At 46.1% G+C, this 15,293-nt stretch carries 15 protein-coding genes; all 15 read right to left on the bottom strand.

What is annotated here, in order from left to right; all coding sequences use genetic code 11:
- Nucleotides 1-76 precede the first annotated feature (76 nt).
- The gene (nagB, locus tag BUB19_RS01760) at nt 77-802 is read right to left on the bottom strand and encodes a glucosamine-6-phosphate deaminase (RefSeq protein ID WP_073090770.1); all 726 of its coding nucleotides are present in this window, start codon (nt 800-802) and stop codon (nt 77-79) included.
- Nucleotides 803-893: 91 nt separating this feature from the next.
- Nucleotides 894-1,496: a trimeric intracellular cation channel family protein gene (locus tag BUB19_RS01755; RefSeq protein WP_073091494.1), complete on the bottom strand. Its 603-nt coding sequence runs from the start codon at nt 1,494-1,496 to the stop codon at nt 894-896.
- Between the two features lie 20 nt (nt 1,497-1,516).
- Nucleotides 1,517-2,149 (bottom strand): class I SAM-dependent methyltransferase, encoded by a 633-nt coding sequence (locus BUB19_RS01750; protein ID WP_073090768.1) that lies wholly within the window; start codon nt 2,147-2,149, stop codon nt 1,517-1,519.
- A gap of 16 nt (nt 2,150-2,165) precedes the next feature.
- Nucleotides 2,166-3,317 (bottom strand): BamA/TamA family outer membrane protein, encoded by a 1,152-nt coding sequence (locus BUB19_RS01745; protein ID WP_073090765.1) that lies wholly within the window; start codon nt 3,315-3,317, stop codon nt 2,166-2,168.
- A 27-nt stretch (nt 3,318-3,344) separates the two neighbouring features.
- Entirely contained in the window at nt 3,345-5,747 is a 2,403-nt protein-coding gene (locus BUB19_RS01740) for a TonB-dependent receptor (RefSeq protein ID WP_073091491.1), read from the bottom strand.
- A gap of 71 nt (nt 5,748-5,818) precedes the next feature.
- On the bottom strand, nt 5,819-6,529 hold the full coding sequence (locus BUB19_RS01735) for a fatty acid desaturase (RefSeq protein WP_073090762.1): 711 nt from the start codon (nt 6,527-6,529) through the stop codon (nt 5,819-5,821).
- Between the two features lie 31 nt (nt 6,530-6,560).
- On the bottom strand, nt 6,561-7,406 hold the full coding sequence (locus BUB19_RS01730) for a 4-hydroxy-3-methylbut-2-enyl diphosphate reductase (protein ID WP_073090759.1): 846 nt from the start codon (nt 7,404-7,406) through the stop codon (nt 6,561-6,563).
- Nucleotides 7,407-7,409: 3 nt separating this feature from the next.
- Nucleotides 7,410-8,123: a lycopene cyclase domain-containing protein gene (locus BUB19_RS01725; protein ID WP_073090755.1), complete on the bottom strand. Its 714-nt coding sequence runs from the start codon at nt 8,121-8,123 to the stop codon at nt 7,410-7,412.
- On the bottom strand, nt 8,124-8,969 hold the full coding sequence (locus BUB19_RS01720; RefSeq protein ID WP_084096889.1) for a phytoene/squalene synthase family protein: 846 nt from the start codon (nt 8,967-8,969) through the stop codon (nt 8,124-8,126).
- 21 nt (nt 8,970-8,990) lie between these two features.
- Nucleotides 8,991-10,478, bottom strand: coding sequence for a phytoene desaturase family protein (locus BUB19_RS01715; protein WP_073090752.1), 1,488 nt, complete (start codon nt 10,476-10,478; stop codon nt 8,991-8,993).
- A 3-nt stretch (nt 10,479-10,481) separates the two neighbouring features.
- Nucleotides 10,482-10,994 (bottom strand): RNA polymerase sigma factor, encoded by a 513-nt coding sequence (locus BUB19_RS01710; RefSeq protein WP_073091485.1) that lies wholly within the window; start codon nt 10,992-10,994, stop codon nt 10,482-10,484.
- Between the two features lie 219 nt (nt 10,995-11,213).
- Nucleotides 11,214-12,287 carry a dipeptidase gene (locus tag BUB19_RS01705; protein WP_073090748.1) on the bottom strand — a complete coding sequence of 358 codons (1,074 nt, stop codon included), beginning with the start codon at nt 12,285-12,287 and terminating at the stop codon, nt 11,214-11,216.
- Between the two features lie 29 nt (nt 12,288-12,316).
- On the bottom strand, nt 12,317-13,435 hold the full coding sequence (locus BUB19_RS01700) for a D-TA family PLP-dependent enzyme (protein WP_245802753.1): 1,119 nt from the start codon (nt 13,433-13,435) through the stop codon (nt 12,317-12,319).
- The gene (locus BUB19_RS01695; RefSeq protein WP_178371419.1) at nt 13,435-13,899 is read right to left on the bottom strand and encodes a RidA family protein; all 465 of its coding nucleotides are present in this window, start codon (nt 13,897-13,899) and stop codon (nt 13,435-13,437) included. Before BUB19_RS01695 ends, BUB19_RS01700 begins: the two co-directional genes overlap by 1 nt.
- A 29-nt stretch (nt 13,900-13,928) precedes the next feature.
- The gene (locus BUB19_RS01690; RefSeq protein ID WP_073091479.1) at nt 13,929-15,248 is read right to left on the bottom strand and encodes a gluconate:H+ symporter; all 1,320 of its coding nucleotides are present in this window, start codon (nt 15,246-15,248) and stop codon (nt 13,929-13,931) included.
- Between the last annotated feature and the right edge of the window lie 45 nt (nt 15,249-15,293).

The following is a 15,293-nucleotide window of genomic DNA, read 5'->3' as shown; positions in this document are numbered from 1 at the left end:
GATGACAAAACAGTACCAGGCAATTTTCTACTTTTGAATTCCTTCGATCAACTCATCTGAGTATCTTTTGAAGAGACTATTGCAGCAGCGAAGCAGCCTCCTCATCCAAAAATAAAGCTACATGCTCATGTTTTTGCAGGATACTGGCAGGTAAATCTTCCGAAACTTCTCCGTTTACCATATCCCTTACAGCTGCAGCTTTATGACTGCCGTATGCCAGTAAAATGATCTTTCTGGCCTCCATGATGGTTTTAATTCCCATGGTCACTGCCTTCGTGGGCACCTCTTCGCTGGTTTCAAAAAAACGGCTGTTGGCTTCGATAGTATCCTTCAGGAGTGGTGCCACATGGGTCCTGCTTTCGAATGAAGTGCCCGGCTCATTGAAACCTATATGGCCATTGGTACCAATCCCCAACAACTGAAGGTCTATACCCCCGGCTTCCTGTATCAGCGCTTCGTATTCCTGACAATTATTGTCCAGATCGCCTGTACCCAGTGGCACATGTGTCTGGTCCGCCGGGATATTCAGGTGATTAAACAAATGGAAATTCATGAAGTGACGATAGCTTTGATCGTGGTGCGCGTCCAGACCGACATATTCATCCAGATTAAAGGTGACGATACTGCTGTAATCTGTTTTATTTTTCTTGTAATCATCGACAAGCAATGCATAGGTATCTACCGGTGAACTACCTGTAGATAACCCCAACACGCTGTCGGGTTTGGTTTTTACCAGCTGAATGATCTCTTTGGACACAGCACGGTGGAGTTCATCGTTATCCGGAAAAATGTTAATGAGCATAAACGAATTAAATTTGAGTTTGAACTGTAATATATACGGTATTCTTATGAAAATTTACTCCTCTGCCAGCGCACTTTTGTCATTCTCCGGGTCAATTTAAGGTAGGTAAGCTCAGTTTAAACCTTACCGCGATGAGCCGTATGAGAATGATGAGGGCGATGGAAGATAGCAAATTGAAATTTCTTTGCAAGCCGAAGTAATCCAGGGTCAAGTACAACACAGCACCGGCCAGGCAGGCCGACGCATAAATTTCCTTCCGGAACAAAATGGGCATCACGTTGGTAAGTGTATCCCTGATGACACCTCCCATTACAGCACTGAACATCCCCATGATGGCAGCTATTTCAGGTCGAAATCCCAGCAGCAATGATTTTTCCACACCCAGGATGGTAAAAAAAGCGATACCAAGGGTGTCAAATAGAAAAAAAGTCTTTCTCAGCTTTGCCACAGCAGAAGAAAACAGAAAAGTCGTAATCAACCCGGCGAAAATCGCATACAAAAAGTTAACATTGCCAATCCAAACCAATGGATAGGCCCCCAGGAGAAGGTCCCTAAGGCTTCCCCCTCCTATAGCGGTAATAAAACCGGTAAACCCGGCACCAAACAAGTCGTGCTCCCTATCCTGCACTGCCAGTGCGCCTGAAATGGCAAAAAAATAAGTCCCGACCAGCTCCAGGGCATATTGCAGGTCCAGTTGCAATAGAAATGTCTCTTTCATACCTGATTGCCCTTTCCTTTTTGAAACAAGAATGCGCCCATGGCCCTTTGTCCGTGCACCAAAACTGATTTTAAAGGCTCCAGGGAAATCAATCCAAATTCCTGTATGAATTCATGCGTCAATTCCTCAGTGAGAACAAAACGTTCGGTACCATCAGGCAGCCTTTGTTTTCCCTCTGGAGAGGCATCCGCAACGGAGAAGCAGCCAGCCCCATCGGTACACATTCTCAACCAGAAAAGTCCTCCATGCATCAGCACCCTCATTTGTTCCCGCATCATGGTCATAAAATGTACGCTATCATCGGCAAAATGCATTACGGCGCTGCTGATAATGGCGTTAAAAGCCCCATCGTGAAAGGGCAATTCCTCCACGCCGGCAACCTGAAAACGCTGTGTGTCAAAGGTAGGGTCAAGTGTCTTTGCCGATATTCTGGCCATACTTATAGCCGCCGGATTCTTGTCTACGCCCAGAATTTTGTAGCCCTGCTGAATGAAATAGTGGGAGTTGCGCCCCTCCCCGCAGCCGGCATCCAATATGATCATCTCTTTATCAAACCTGCCCTTTAGCAACTGATCCAATAAATAGATGTCGATATTTCCAAAAAGTTTATTCAATGCATTTACTTCCATGGTATACCTGATAAAATCAAATCACTTCATTCAAACCAAAATAGAAAGCCGGCTGATCCCCAAATGCAAAATCAATCCTGAGGTTTAACCCTTCCTCATTCAACCTATAACGGAATCCGAGCCCACCTGCAAATCGCAGGTTTGAGTTGACACCAAATGCTGCCAATTCATCGCCTACCTGTCCGGCACTGCCAAACGCCACCATGCCGAGATTGCGGTAGACGGGGAAACGCCATTCCGCCTGATATACCATGGCATGTTTGTCCCGGTACCTGCCTTCGAAGTATCCACGCATCAGATCACTCCCCCCCCACATGGAGAGGTGCTGAAATGGAGCGTTACCCTGGGTAAAACTAAAACGTGCCTGACCCACAAAAATATGTCCCGATCCCAGGGACCAATACTTTCTGAGGTCCAAAACCCATTGATTGAAATCAAAATTACTGCCAAAGAAAGAATGAAATTTCATCCAGGTCAGCTGGTGGTATACTCCGCTGCCGGGCTGAAAAATATTATCCCGCCTGTCCACATTCAATGCAAGGCCCAAACCGGAGAGCCGAGGCCCCTCACTGCCGGGGATATTTCCCGCTTCCAGCAGGCCGCCGGGAGATTTTCCGTAGATATCATCTATTCTGAATTCATACCGCGGCCCCAGGTATATTCCCCGCCCGATCCTTTTTTCATAATAGAGATGAAAATACAAATATCTGGTGGCGTAATTCTCTGCAGGCATAATTTCGTTTCCGATTCCGGAAAATTGAAAAGGGTAATCTGAAACAATTACCCGGCTATGCAGAAAAGATCTGTTTTCCTTCATCCAGAGCTCCAGCTCTCCGGTCAAAATCAATTGGTGTTTGAGCGTATACAGAAAAGTGAGTGGAAGGGAAGAAGGCCTGGTATCGGCAGGCAGCCCTTCGCCTGTCCTAAAAATCCTGAGTGCCCTGCCGCCTATTCCCAGGCTGGTCTCTGGCGAATAGGTCACAGCAGGAATAAAGGTCCAGGTATCCGTACTGAGCACATCTACCACTTGGTCTGCCAGCACGAAAAGCCGGTCTATGGACCTGGTTTCGTTTTGGGGAATACTATCCGAATCCTGCAAAATCTGCGCAGCGGCAGGAAGGATTGATACCTGCATCAGGGCCAGAACAAAGAGGTGGATTGTCTTCATCAAGGCGCGAAGATACTACATTGTCCGCTAAAACTCTATAATCAAACCGATAGTTGGCAATACGGTACCGGCAGGATTTGGAACCTCCCGAAGCAGGTAGCGGCTCGGATCTTCCGGATCAACCACCAACTGGTCCTGATCATCACGCTGTGGTACCAGGTCAGGCTGCTGCTCGGCCTGAAAATTATAGGCATTTTGTATATCAAAATACCAATTTAAATTCCAATTGTCAAAAAAGTATTTCTTGTCTATCCGAAGGTCCAACTGATGAAAACTTTTCAGCCTTTCTGCATTGATCCGGTTAAAATCAAACCTGCCCCGGTTAAACAGGTCCCAGTTGCTTCGCAGGGATGAAGCCTGCAGATCATAGGGTGTAAAAGGTGTACCTCCCAAAAATCTCCAACGCCCTCCTATTTCCCAATCCTTGGGCAGCCTTTTTCCTGCTGTTAGACTTACTATAAACTGGTTATCCCAGGAAGAAGGCAGGTATCCCGTGTTCGGGTTGGTAAATTCACTACGTACCAGTGTGATGGCAGCAATACCGTAAAAATCATTGAACAGCCGCTGCTGCGCCAATAACTCAAGACCATATGCCCTACCCTCGGCATCGGAACGCACCGGTTCATTTCCAATCACACCAAAATCTGCACCCAGGTTGGAAAGTGCTATGCCATTTCTTACGGAGCTGGGGTAATTGTCGTATTTTTTGTAAAAAAGCTCTGCCGAGACCTTCCTGTTTTTAGCAGGAAACTGCCATTCAAGGCCGGAAATGTAATGGGTGGCGCGAATGAATCGCACATCGTTGTCCTGATTGACAAAGGCACCCTCGTTGTTCTGAAATCCAAGTACCGTATAGGGCGGCTTTTGGTAATAGATGCCGGCGTTGACATTCCAGAAGAGGTTTTCTCTGATCTGATAGCTGGTAGAGAACCTGGGGCTCAGTTGATTCAGGGGATTGGCAGCAGTTTCCCCAAAATCGCTTCCGTCAATTCGCAATCCCCCATTGACCAGCAGTCGGTCATCCAGGTATTTCTTGCTCGCCATTACAAATCCACCGTAACTATTGAATAGCGAAACCGAGGAGATGTTCAGTTCCTGTCCGTCATCTACCAGAACCTGCCGGTCAAAATTTTCGATCAAATACCTGCTAAACTCATAATTTACACCATATTGGAAGGTAAGGCCATCCTTAAAAACACTGTTTTCAGCCCTGAATTTATTCTCACTTTCCTGAGAGAGGTAGTCAAATAGCAGGTTATCTTCGGTGGATTCATCATTCTGCGCATATTTGTATGCCCTGTTGTTCAGCATGTTTCTGCTCAGCACAAATGTCCAGAAACCGTTGTCCCTGTATCGCTTCAATTTCAGCCCGGTAGCATAGTTCCATTGTGTGGAAATGGGTAGATTGTCCAGCAGATACAGCCTGTTTTCGCGTTCCTCCGAATTCTCTTCATCCGGAACATCAAAATTAAGGGAAAATTGATCTATGGCACCCACCCCCAGGACGGTGAGTTCGGTTTTGTCATTGATCCTTGTTTTTGTCTTGAAAGTAAAGTCGTTAAAAGTGGGCAGGAACGGAAGGCCTAAAAGGCGAAACAAACCTTGCAAATAAGATCTGCGGGCAGAAAAGATATAGGTAGTATTTTCGCCGATAGGCCCCTCATTTGACAAAGTCAGTTCACTGGCGCCGACCGTCACCTGGGTAAACATCCTGTCCCTGCGTCCGTCTTTTAGCTGGAATTCAAAAAATGAACTCAGCGAATTCATCCTGTTGGCAGGAAAACCACCACTGATCACTTCCACATTTTTTATCAGGTTGACGTTAAGAATTCCGACGGGGCCTCCTGAAGAGCCCTGTGTAGCAAAGTGATTGATTACCGGCACCTCTATCTCATCGACAAAAAATTTATTTTCACTCGGAGCTCCTCCCCTGATGATGATATCGTTTCTGAAACTGGCTGTGCTAGCTACGCCGGGCAGTGACTGAATGACCCTGCTGATATCCCGATTTCCGCCCGGGTATCGCTCTATTTCGTTGGCATTTAACTTCCTGGCAGACAAAGGTGTTTCTTCTGACCGGGAAAACTCCGAATCTACGACCACTTCCTCCAGATTAGAGGCATCTTCCTCCAATTCAAAATCCAGTTGAACCGGCCGGGCCCTGCCTACCTGTACCTCATAGAATGTCTTTGATTTGAAGCCCACAAAAGACGCCTTTATATTGTAAAGCCCTGGCTCAATACCTGAGATGGAATAGTTGCCTTCTTCGTCCGATACCGCGCCTAAATCGAGACCCTGGATGATCACATTTGCGAAAGGAATGGGCTCGTTATTTATCGGATTGATAATTTTTCCCTGTATGGTACCGTCCTGGGCCTGGACTCCATAAACTAAAAATAACAATACCAGAAACAGTAATGGTTTTTTCATAAAAGCAATTTTTTTATCTAGGATAATGCATATGAAACAAAAATGTTTGTCAATCAATGGTGTTTTTTTCGCTATATCTCCTTTTTTGTTTTCCATAATCGCCACCAGGGCGTATTTGGGGCTTCATGATGCTCCAGGTGATAACCGAAAAAATAACAGGAAAGAAATGCCCAAAAATGATTTGCTGCCATTGTTCCGGAATGATGCTTGTTGTCGTGGCTGCCTTTATGGGGCAGATAGGTGCCGAAATAAAATAATTGAAGGGTAGACAGCACGGCAGGTAACATCCAAAATACTATAAGGTTTGAGACAGGAAATACAAGCTTTAGCAGATTGTACGTGACAGCCATGAGGATTACCTGCCAGATATTTACATAATGAAAGATAAATTTCAGATACCATGGCAGAAAACGGTTTGAGACATGGTAGTCGGGATCCTCCGCAGTAGCTACATGTCGGTGATGTTTGTGGTGCTCCGGAAACAACCTCCAGTAAAAATTGTAAGAAAACAAAAGGGCCGCCAGCCATCCCAGAGCATGATTTAATTTTTTGTTGGAGGACACTACCCCGTGCATGGCATCATGTGCGGTGATAAACAGGCCGGTGTACAAATGGGTTTGTAACAGCACGCCCACATAAACCACCGGATTGCTAAAAACTACCGGGAAGTGGAGCCAAAATATCAATGATGAAAACCAGGACAATATTATGGTCATGGCAACCAACACCCCTTTTGGATCTATATTACTGCCAAGCTTCTGTTTCTGGAGGGCTGCAATCATAGGTAGGAAACAAATAGGAAATTTAAATCATTCAAAAATCTCTCAATCGGTCCTGAACTTTTTCCATCAGCCACATCGGAGTGGAAGTTGCTCCGCAGATGCCTACGCTTTCTCCCTCGGCAAACCATTCAGCATCTACTTCTTCGGGGCTGGAAACAAAATAGGTACGTGGGTTTTTTTCTCTGCAAACATTGAACAAGACCTTACCGTTTGAGCTTTTGGTACCACTCACAAAAATGATATGGTCAAATTTTGAAGCAAATTCCCTCAGTTCTTTGTCTCGGTTGGAGACCTGCCTGCAAATGGTATCATTGGAATTGACAGTGATACCATTTTCCTTGAGGATTTCGTTTATCTCATAAAATTTATCTGTGCTTTTTGTAGTCTGGCTGTATAGGGTAATATTTTTGGGCAGAGATGGGATATCGAGCTCGCTGATGTCCTGAAATACGATGGCCTTATTTCCTGTCTGCCCCATAAGGCCGATCACTTCGGCATGCCCATGCTTGCCATAGATGTATATGTGCTCGTCTTTATCATACGAGTTTTTAATCCGGTTCTGAAGCTTCAGGACCACCGGACAACTCGCATCCACCAGGGTTAGGTTATTCTCGATGGCCAATTCGTAGGTGGAGGGTGGCTCTCCATGTGCTCTGATGAGAACTTTCTCGTTTCTTAATGTTTTAAGGGAGTCATGGTCAATGATGATGAGGCCTTTTTCCGTCAATCGCTTGACTTCCTCATCGTTGTGTACAATATCTCCCAGACAATAGAGATGCCCCTCATCGTTTAGAATCTCTTCCGCCATCTCAATGGCGTAAACCACGCCAAAACAAAATCCGGAATGTTGGTCAATATGTACGTCTAAGTGTAACATGTACTATAAACCAGGCCTTTGATCAAATGTTTTCCGTTTTAGTAACTTTTCATAGATGCTGACATTCAATAACAGCAAGCCTAACAGGTAAACACTATCTTCGAGGGGTACAGTTCCTATTCTGATACCGAGATTCTCTTCATCGTTATAACCTACAATAGGCTCGTCCAGCCAGGAACCCGTAAGCACCCCGTTTACCAACATGAAGGGGATCAATGTGACCAGGAAGCCAAACAAAAACCGCCCCAACAGCTTGTCTTTAAAGATAATGAAGTGAACCATAATAATCAGGGCAGTAACGATAAAGTTAAATGAAGTATACATTTTATCCCGGAAAACCAGTCCCAGAATGAATAGTGAAGGTGCCATCAGAAACACGAAGGGTTTACCAACAGGTTTTAACCAATCTTTCGGAAAAAAATAGATCAGCACTTCGTATATAAAAATACAGGCAAAAGGAACGATAAAGAAGAATGAAATTTCCTCAACCGGTAATTCGAACAGGTAATATCCTAAAATGTACCTTTCATTGAACCACCATACTCCCTCCACGGTAAACCAATGGTCCCAAACAATGTAGGCTATCGCAGCGACGAATGTAGCCGGCCACAGGGCATACCATTTTTTGTGGTAACGAATCCTGTGCTCAAAGGATTGTGCCAGTGGATAGAGTATGGTAAATACCATTAATCCCAGATAGTAATATTCCTCTCTCATCTATCCAAGCCCTGTTTTATAACCCAGGTATGTCCCGGCAAGCAGCATCATCTTTCTCGCATTGGGTATCCTAATCCGCTTTTGGGTGATGACCTCAGGTGAAAGCCCCTTGATTTTCTGAAACAATTTTCTGTAATAGAGATAGGCAATCTTCACCCCAAACATTGCACCCTTGGGCAACTGTCGTATACCGATCAGTGCTTCATCGAAATCCCTCTCTATGTCCGCTTCAATCTCAGATTTGATATCCTGATCGAACTTTTTAAAATTTACGCCGGGGAAATAAACCCTGCCCCGGTCTTCATAGTCACTTTTCAGGTCCCTGAGGAAATTTACTTTTTGAAATGCTGACCCGAGTTTGCAGGCAGCCGGTTTCAATTTCTCGTATTCGTCTTCGTCCCCCTCACAAAATACCCTCAAGCACATCAGCCCCACCACTTCAGCGCTTCCATAGATGTACTCCTTATAGCGGGAATCATTGTAGGTAGTAAAGTCAAGGTCCATCTCCATACTTTTCAAAAAAGCAGCTATCAGCGGCCGTTCTATATGGTACTGATTTACAATTAATTGAAAGGCGTGAAGGACGGGGTTCAGACTGATACCATCTTCGATGGCCTTGTAGGTATCTGCGGTGAAAGCGTTTAGTAATCCCTGCTTGTCTTTGTCATGAAAAGTGTCTACGATTTCATCGGCATATCGCACAAATCCATAAATCGCATATATGGGCAGGTGAAATTTCTCATGCAGGGTTTTGATTCCAAGGGTAAATGATGTGCTGTACCTTTGGGTAATGATTCTGCTACATTCCAGGGCAGTGTTATCAAAAAGTTTTCGCTGGTCAATCATAACATGCTCAATTTATCGAAATTATTTAGAATCTTTTATCGACTTCATCACCTCTTTGGCCACCACTTCACCGGAAATCAAGGAAGGCGGCACCCCTGGCCCGGGTACGGTAAGCTGACCGGTATAGAACAGGTTTTTCAATCTTTTGTTTCTCAGCGAGGGCTTGAGAATGGCGGTTTGCATAAGGGTATTAGCCAGGCCATATGCATTCCCTTTGAATGCATGATAATCATTCTTGAAATCGCTGTGTGCATAGGATTTCTTGAAGACCACGTGTGGCCGTATGGCCTGTCCTGTCAATTTTTCCAACCTGTCCATTACCTTGACATAATATTTTTCCCGGATTTCTTCTTCATCCGGCAGATCCGGTGCCAATGGTATCAGTATGAATAAATTTTCCATCCCCTCGGGAGCAACAGAAGGATCCGTCTGTGAAGGTGCGGAAACGTAAAATAAAGGCTTTGCCGGCCATCCGGGATTTCTGTAGATGGCTTCTGCATGAGGGCCTAATGGCTCATCAAAGAACAGGTTGTGATGCCGGAGATGCTTCAGTTTTTTGTTTATCCCCAGATAAAACAAAAGCGATGAAGGAGCCAGCGTCCTTTTGTCCCAGTAGTTGGCTGAATAGTTGCTGTACTGAGGTTCAAGCAACTTCCTGTCTACATGATGGTAGTCCGCACCTGCTACCAACACATCAAAATCAATGGTTTCTCCATTGGATAGAACAAGGTAGCGGGCTTCCCCTTTGCTACACACAATCTGGCTCACTTCAGCATTGGTCCTTATCTGAACTCCGTTCTCCTCTGCCAGGGATACCATACCGGCTATTATCCGATGCATGCCGCCCATAGGATACCAGGTTCCCAGGGCAATATCCGCATAATTCATCAAGCTGTAAAGGGCCGGTATGTTCGATGCAGTCTCCCCCAAAAACAAAACCGGAAACTCCATGAGCCGGATGATCTTTTCGTGAGAAAAATATTTTCTGAGGTGGGTGGACATGGATTGAAAAATATCCATTTTAAACAGGTCCTTTAGCAGGGAGAGATCGGCAAACTCCAGTAGAGAAAGGCTGGGCCGATGGACGAGATCATGAATGCCTTTCTGGTATTTGTAGGCAGCCTGAGCCAAAAATTCATCCAGCTTCTTTCCGGACCCCGGCTCCAAATCCTCAAAAATCTTTTTCAGTGCTTCCAGATCGGCCGGGATATCCATAAATTCCTCCTCTCCAAAAATTACCGCATAAGAGGGATCCAACCTTACCAGTTCATAATAATCGCTGGTATTTTTACCAAACTTGCCAAAGTACCGGTCAAATACGTCGGGCATCCAGTACCAGCTCGGCCCCATGTCAAAAGAAAAACCCCCGGCTTCAAACATTCGTGCTCTACCTCCAGGGGAACTATTTTTCTCCAATAACAAAACTTCCTGACCTTGAGCTGCCAGATGCGTGGCTGTAGATAATCCGGCAAATCCCGACCCAATTACTACAACTTTTCGATTTGCCATTTTTTAATTTTTGGTAATATACACCTGAAGTTCGTCTTTTAATAGTTTGCGTGCAATATGAATCCTGTTTTTTACTGTACCTATGGGAATGTCCAGTTTATCAGCAATTTCATGATACTTGAAGCCCTTGTAGTGCATCATGAAAGGTGTCTTGTAGACATCATCCAGGTTATCAATCGCTTTGGTAATATCCTTCATGGCGAACTCTCCAAAAGCATCGTTTTCGATCACTACAGATCCTGAGTTGATGAAATGAAGGTTGTCTGAGGTATCGACGAAAGTGCCTCGCCTGACCATTCTCTGATAATTGGTGATAAAAGTGTTTTTCATGATGGTATACAACCATGCCTTGAGATTGGTCCCATCTGCGAATTTGTCTTTGTTGGTAAAGGCCTTCACCATGGTATCCTGTAAAAGGTCATTGGCGTCATCCATGTCCCTGGTGAGCTTCAGTGCAAATGGTTTTAATGTCTTGCTTAACTTGTTGAGGGAGTAGCTAAATTCAAGTGTTGTCATGGTTTTGCTTTTTTGTTTAATCAAAGCTAATATTTGTTAAACATTAAAGCAAATGTTTTGTCGAATATTTTTTATTTTTTATTAAACAAAACTACCCCTAAGCAACCTCTTCTCATTAAAAAACCCCTTTAAAGCTGATTTAAAGGGGTTTTAGCACGAGCGTTAGGATTCTAAAAAATATTTATTTTGTTTAATATTAATATTTTTTTGTTAAAATATCTACCTGGCCCATGACTGGCGTAGAAACCTTAGCCAGTTGCCGTGCATGACCAGCTCAATGTCTGCTGCCGAATAACCTCTTTGCTGGAGCATGCCGGGGATCCGTCCAATATCCGCAATGGTTTCCAGATCGTAAGGACTCTGTTCCCTGCCATAAGCACCGTCCAGGTCTGTCCCGATGCCGATATGCTGCGCATTTCCGGCAAGCTGGCAAATATGGTCCAGGTGATCTATTACTTTCTCCAGGTCACAAGCCATTTCTCTGGGCATGGACACGCCTTTTATCCAATTGGGCACCATCATCCATGCATCCAGCGCTCCTCCGATCACCGCTCCCCGGTCGATCAATGCTTTGATTTGCTCATCACTGAATTGCCGGTTGTGATTGACCAATGCCCGGCAATTGTTGTGGCTGGCCCAAACGGAACCATTAAAATGCTCCAGTGCCTCCCAGAAACTTTCATCGCACAAATGGGTGGCGTCAAGAATGATATTCAACCGATCCATTTCTTTGAGCAGCGCTCTTCCCTGCTTGCCCATCGGCCCGCTGGCATCCGTTCCCTGCGCATACCTGCCAGGGCCGTAATGCGCGGGCCCCAGCGCTCTCAACCCCTTTTCGTACGATTTTTCGAGGTAGCTCAGGTCAATTATAGAATCAGCTCCTTCAAGCGATAGGATATACCCCACGGGTTTTCGGCTATTATCGCTGCCATTTTGCCACAAATCAACATGGGCATTCAATGTTTCCCGGTCTCTGATCTGCACCATTTCGCCTTTATCTTCCATGGCCTCATACCAGGCGAGCTGCCCCTGAGTCTGCGCCCATGCCTGTTCCGGACTGTGCCAGCCCGGCAGTGGGTTTCCCGGTGCAACGTACCTGGCGATCTGGGTGGCCACCACCAATCCAATATCTGCTTCTCTCAACGCAGGTAATGATACGGTCGCATTTCCGCGATCAGGTTTGTCTGTCAGTCCCTGCTCTCTTTCGTTGATCTCCTGAACAGGAAGCGTCAGGTCCCTGTTCCACTCCAGTGCATTCATACTGAGGTCAAGGTGCGCATCTATCGTGAACATGTATATCTGATTAAAATGAATGGTAACGCTTAAATTGAAATCTTTCTATCCCTGGAAATGGTTTTCCATGCACCCAGCACCTCTCCGTCCCGGATCAAGACCACCTCCTGATGCAGGGCTACTGTGGGACAAATGTGATAGGGCACACCATACAATACATCACCCCACTGGTACCCATGATCCGTTGAAGTCTGTAACACCAGGTGCTCTTCGCTCTGGCTCACAGCAAGGAGATTTCTGGCATTGAGAAAACGTACCCGCTTGTCCAACGGATTCTCTGACGCAACGGCTTTATGCCCTAAATCTACGCATATCAGGTTTTCCGCAGGGAAGGATACGACCCTGCACATGAGCAAAGCCGCAAATAAAAAATCCTGCTCCGGAAGCGTGTCAGCATAGCCATCATCCCAATAGATAAAGGTGCCCGGTCCACAGATAACCCGTTCTCTTTTCGCGTGTATGGGGAAGGTTGTGGTACCTCCGGCGATGATCTCCAGACTCCTGCCCTGATCTCTTTCCAATTTTTCCCGCATGCTGGCAATCGGAGCAAATCCGCTGTCACATTCTTTCTTTCTGATATCGAACACAGGGTTTCTCAAGTGCCCGTCGTAGAGGTGAAAACCCCTGACGTGCAATCCTGGCATTTCCAGAATCGCCTTAAAAAGAGCTTCTGCTTGCTGCCCAGGGGCTATCCCCGTACGGTTTGTTCCGGCATTCAGGTCTATGTAAACAGACAGCACCTTTCCTTTTTCACCGGCTTTGGAAGACAGAGCCCTTGCTGCTACAGCATTGTCCACCAGACAATGAAATTGTATCTCAGGAAAGTCTTCAATCAATCTGAGAAAGCGGTCGATTTTTGGACCCAGCGGTTGATAGGCCAATAAGATATCCTCAGCCCCGGCCCGGGTCAACATCTCTATTTCAGCTATGGTGGCACCTTTAAAGGCTTTTATACCGGCATCCATCATCATACGGCAGGCCTCAATGGATTTGTTAGTTTTTACATGGGGCCGGAGACGATCCGGAGACCCAACCACCTCTATCGCCCGCCTGATGTTTTCCCGGGCCCTGTCCGGATATACCAAAAGTGCCGGGCTATCTACGCTATCCGGATCGTGCAGGGCATACCATTTTTCCTCCATATTCATTATTGATTCAATTCAAAGGTAGCTTCGATTTCAACAGCAATTTTTCCAGGCAGGGAACCGAAACCCACAGCGCTTCTGGATCCAATACCGTTTTCCTCTCCCCAAATGTCTCTGAACAACTCCGAACAGCCGTTGATCACATAGGGATGGTCTTCAAAGTCCAGGCTACTATTCACCATTCCCAAGACCTTGATCACCCGCTTGACCTTATTGATGCTTCCCAGTTGGGTCTGCAGTGTAGAAAGCATCGTAAGGCCAACCTGTCTGGCGGCATCTTTTCCCTGTTCCTTATCCAAATCTATCCCGACTTTTCCTTTGATAAGGCTGCCGTCTTCACGCACGGGTCCATGACCGGACAAGTACAATAAATTGCCCGTGATGACTATGGGGCGGTAGACTCCACCGGGAGGCGGGGCTGGCGGCAATACCAGACCCAATTCTTTTAATTTTCCTTCTGCTGACATGTTTTCCATTTGTTTTGGTTATTCTTTCATTATACAAACAAATCTAGTATCAAAACCCCCGCCAATCCAAGAAAGGCCACGACCGTTTCAAGCAGCGTCCAGGATAGAAAAGTTTGTTTGATACTCAGGTTAAAATATTCCTTTACCAGCCAGAATCCCCCATCATTGACATGGGAAAATATCAGGCTGCCACTTCCTATGGCCAGCACCATCAAATTGGGGTCGGACCCTCCGGCCATTACCAGCGGGGCAATGATGCCTGCAGCGGTAAGGGCAGCCACGGTGGCCGAACCCACGGAAATGCGGATTACCGCTGCAATCAACCAGCCCAATAACAGGGGATTTACCGGTAGCTTCTCCAGCGCCGTGCCAATCTGAGCACTGACCCCGCTGTCCACCAAAATTTCTTTGTAGGCTCCGGCACCTGCAATGATCAATAGTATCAGGGCAATATCCTTCACAGCCCCTGCATATCCCTCCATGATCTGCTGGATCTTAACTCCTCTGGTGAGTCCCAGGCTAAGTGTAGCCCATATCAGGGAAATCAACATGACCACATTAGGGTCCGAGATAAAGACCAGAAAACCAAATCCGGAACTATCTTCCCCCAACTGTAGCTTGACCAGAGACAGGGCAATGAGCAAAAATACGGGGAGCAAAGCCGTAAATAAACTGTTCGCTAAGCCGGGAAGCGCCTCCTCCGGCAGCGGTTTGGCACTGAAAACCTCCAGTGGCTTTATTTTCATGGTTTGAAAAAAAGGCCACTTCCCCAGTATGGGGCCTGCCAGCACAACCATAGGAATCGCCAAAATAAGGCCATATACCAGCGTGGCACCCATATCTGCATCAAACTGCGCCACCAAAGCTATCGGTCCCGGATGGGGTGGAAGCAAACCATGGGTGACAGAAAGTGCTGCCAACATTGGAATGCCGACGGCCATAGCCGGAATTTTGTATTGATAGGAAACCGAAAAAACGAGAGGCACAAGTAAAACAAAGCCCACATTAAAAAACAGGGGTATGCCCACAATAAAAGCGGTAATTGCAATGGCCCAGTGCACGCGATGCTCTCCAAACCGGCCCATGAGGAAAGTGGCTATCCGCTGCGCCGCACCGCTATCGGCTACGATTTTTCCCAACATGGCCCCCAGCGTAATGACGATTACCAGCGCTCCCATCAAACTACCTATGCCCTCCTGAACAGAGCTGGCGATGTTCTCCAGGGGAATCCCTAAAAACAATCCGGTCAGGATAGATGCAATCAAAAAGGCAATAAATGGTTCTACCTTTACCCAGATGATCATCAAAACCAGCAAAAGAATACTGAAGGCAACAACAACAAAAGTCATCATGAATTTCAAATGAAATCAAAAATTACAGCATAATCCGCTAAA

The sequence above is a fragment of the Cyclobacterium lianum genome (assembly GCF_900143075.1).
Classification (GTDB): domain Bacteria; phylum Bacteroidota; class Bacteroidia; order Cytophagales; family Cyclobacteriaceae; genus Cyclobacterium; species Cyclobacterium lianum.
Note: the sequence above shows the minus strand (reverse complement) of the source record. Positions and strands in the feature narration are given on the sequence as shown.

Bases quoted from the DNA above. Each gene is read 5' to 3' on its own strand.
- nagB (WP_073090770.1), bottom strand. From the start codon at position 802: ATGCTCATTAACATTTTTCCGGATAACGATGAACTCCACCGTGCTGTG.
- BUB19_RS01750 (WP_073090768.1), bottom strand. From the start codon at position 2,149: ATGGAAGTAAATGCATTGAATAAACTTTTTGGAAATATCGACATCTAT.
- BUB19_RS01745 (WP_073090765.1), bottom strand. From the start codon at position 3,317: ATGAAGACAATCCACCTCTTTGTTCTGGCCCTGATGCAGGTATCAATC.
- BUB19_RS01740 (WP_073091491.1), bottom strand. From the start codon at position 5,747: ATGAAAAAACCATTACTGTTTCTGGTATTGTTATTTTTAGTTTATGGA.
- BUB19_RS01735 (WP_073090762.1), bottom strand. From the start codon at position 6,529: ATGATTGCAGCCCTCCAGAAACAGAAGCTTGGCAGTAATATAGATCCA.
- BUB19_RS01730 (WP_073090759.1), bottom strand. From the start codon at position 7,406: ATGTTACACTTAGACGTACATATTGACCAACATTCCGGATTTTGTTTT.
- BUB19_RS01725 (WP_073090755.1), bottom strand. From the start codon at position 8,123: ATGAGAGAGGAATATTACTATCTGGGATTAATGGTATTTACCATACTC.
- BUB19_RS01720 (WP_084096889.1), bottom strand. From the start codon at position 8,969: ATGATTGACCAGCGAAAACTTTTTGATAACACTGCCCTGGAATGTAGC.
- BUB19_RS01715 (WP_073090752.1), bottom strand. From the start codon at position 10,478: ATGGCAAATCGAAAAGTTGTAGTAATTGGGTCGGGATTTGCCGGATTA.
- BUB19_RS01710 (WP_073091485.1), bottom strand. From the start codon at position 10,994: ATGACAACACTTGAATTTAGCTACTCCCTCAACAAGTTAAGCAAGACA.
- BUB19_RS01705 (WP_073090748.1), bottom strand. From the start codon at position 12,287: ATGTTCACGATAGATGCGCACCTTGACCTCAGTATGAATGCACTGGAG.
- BUB19_RS01700 (WP_245802753.1), bottom strand. From the start codon at position 13,435: ATGAATATGGAGGAAAAATGGTATGCCCTGCACGATCCGGATAGCGTA.
- BUB19_RS01695 (WP_178371419.1), bottom strand. From the start codon at position 13,899: ATGTCAGCAGAAGGAAAATTAAAAGAATTGGGTCTGGTATTGCCGCCA.
- BUB19_RS01690 (WP_073091479.1), bottom strand. From the start codon at position 15,248: ATGACTTTTGTTGTTGTTGCCTTCAGTATTCTTTTGCTGGTTTTGATG.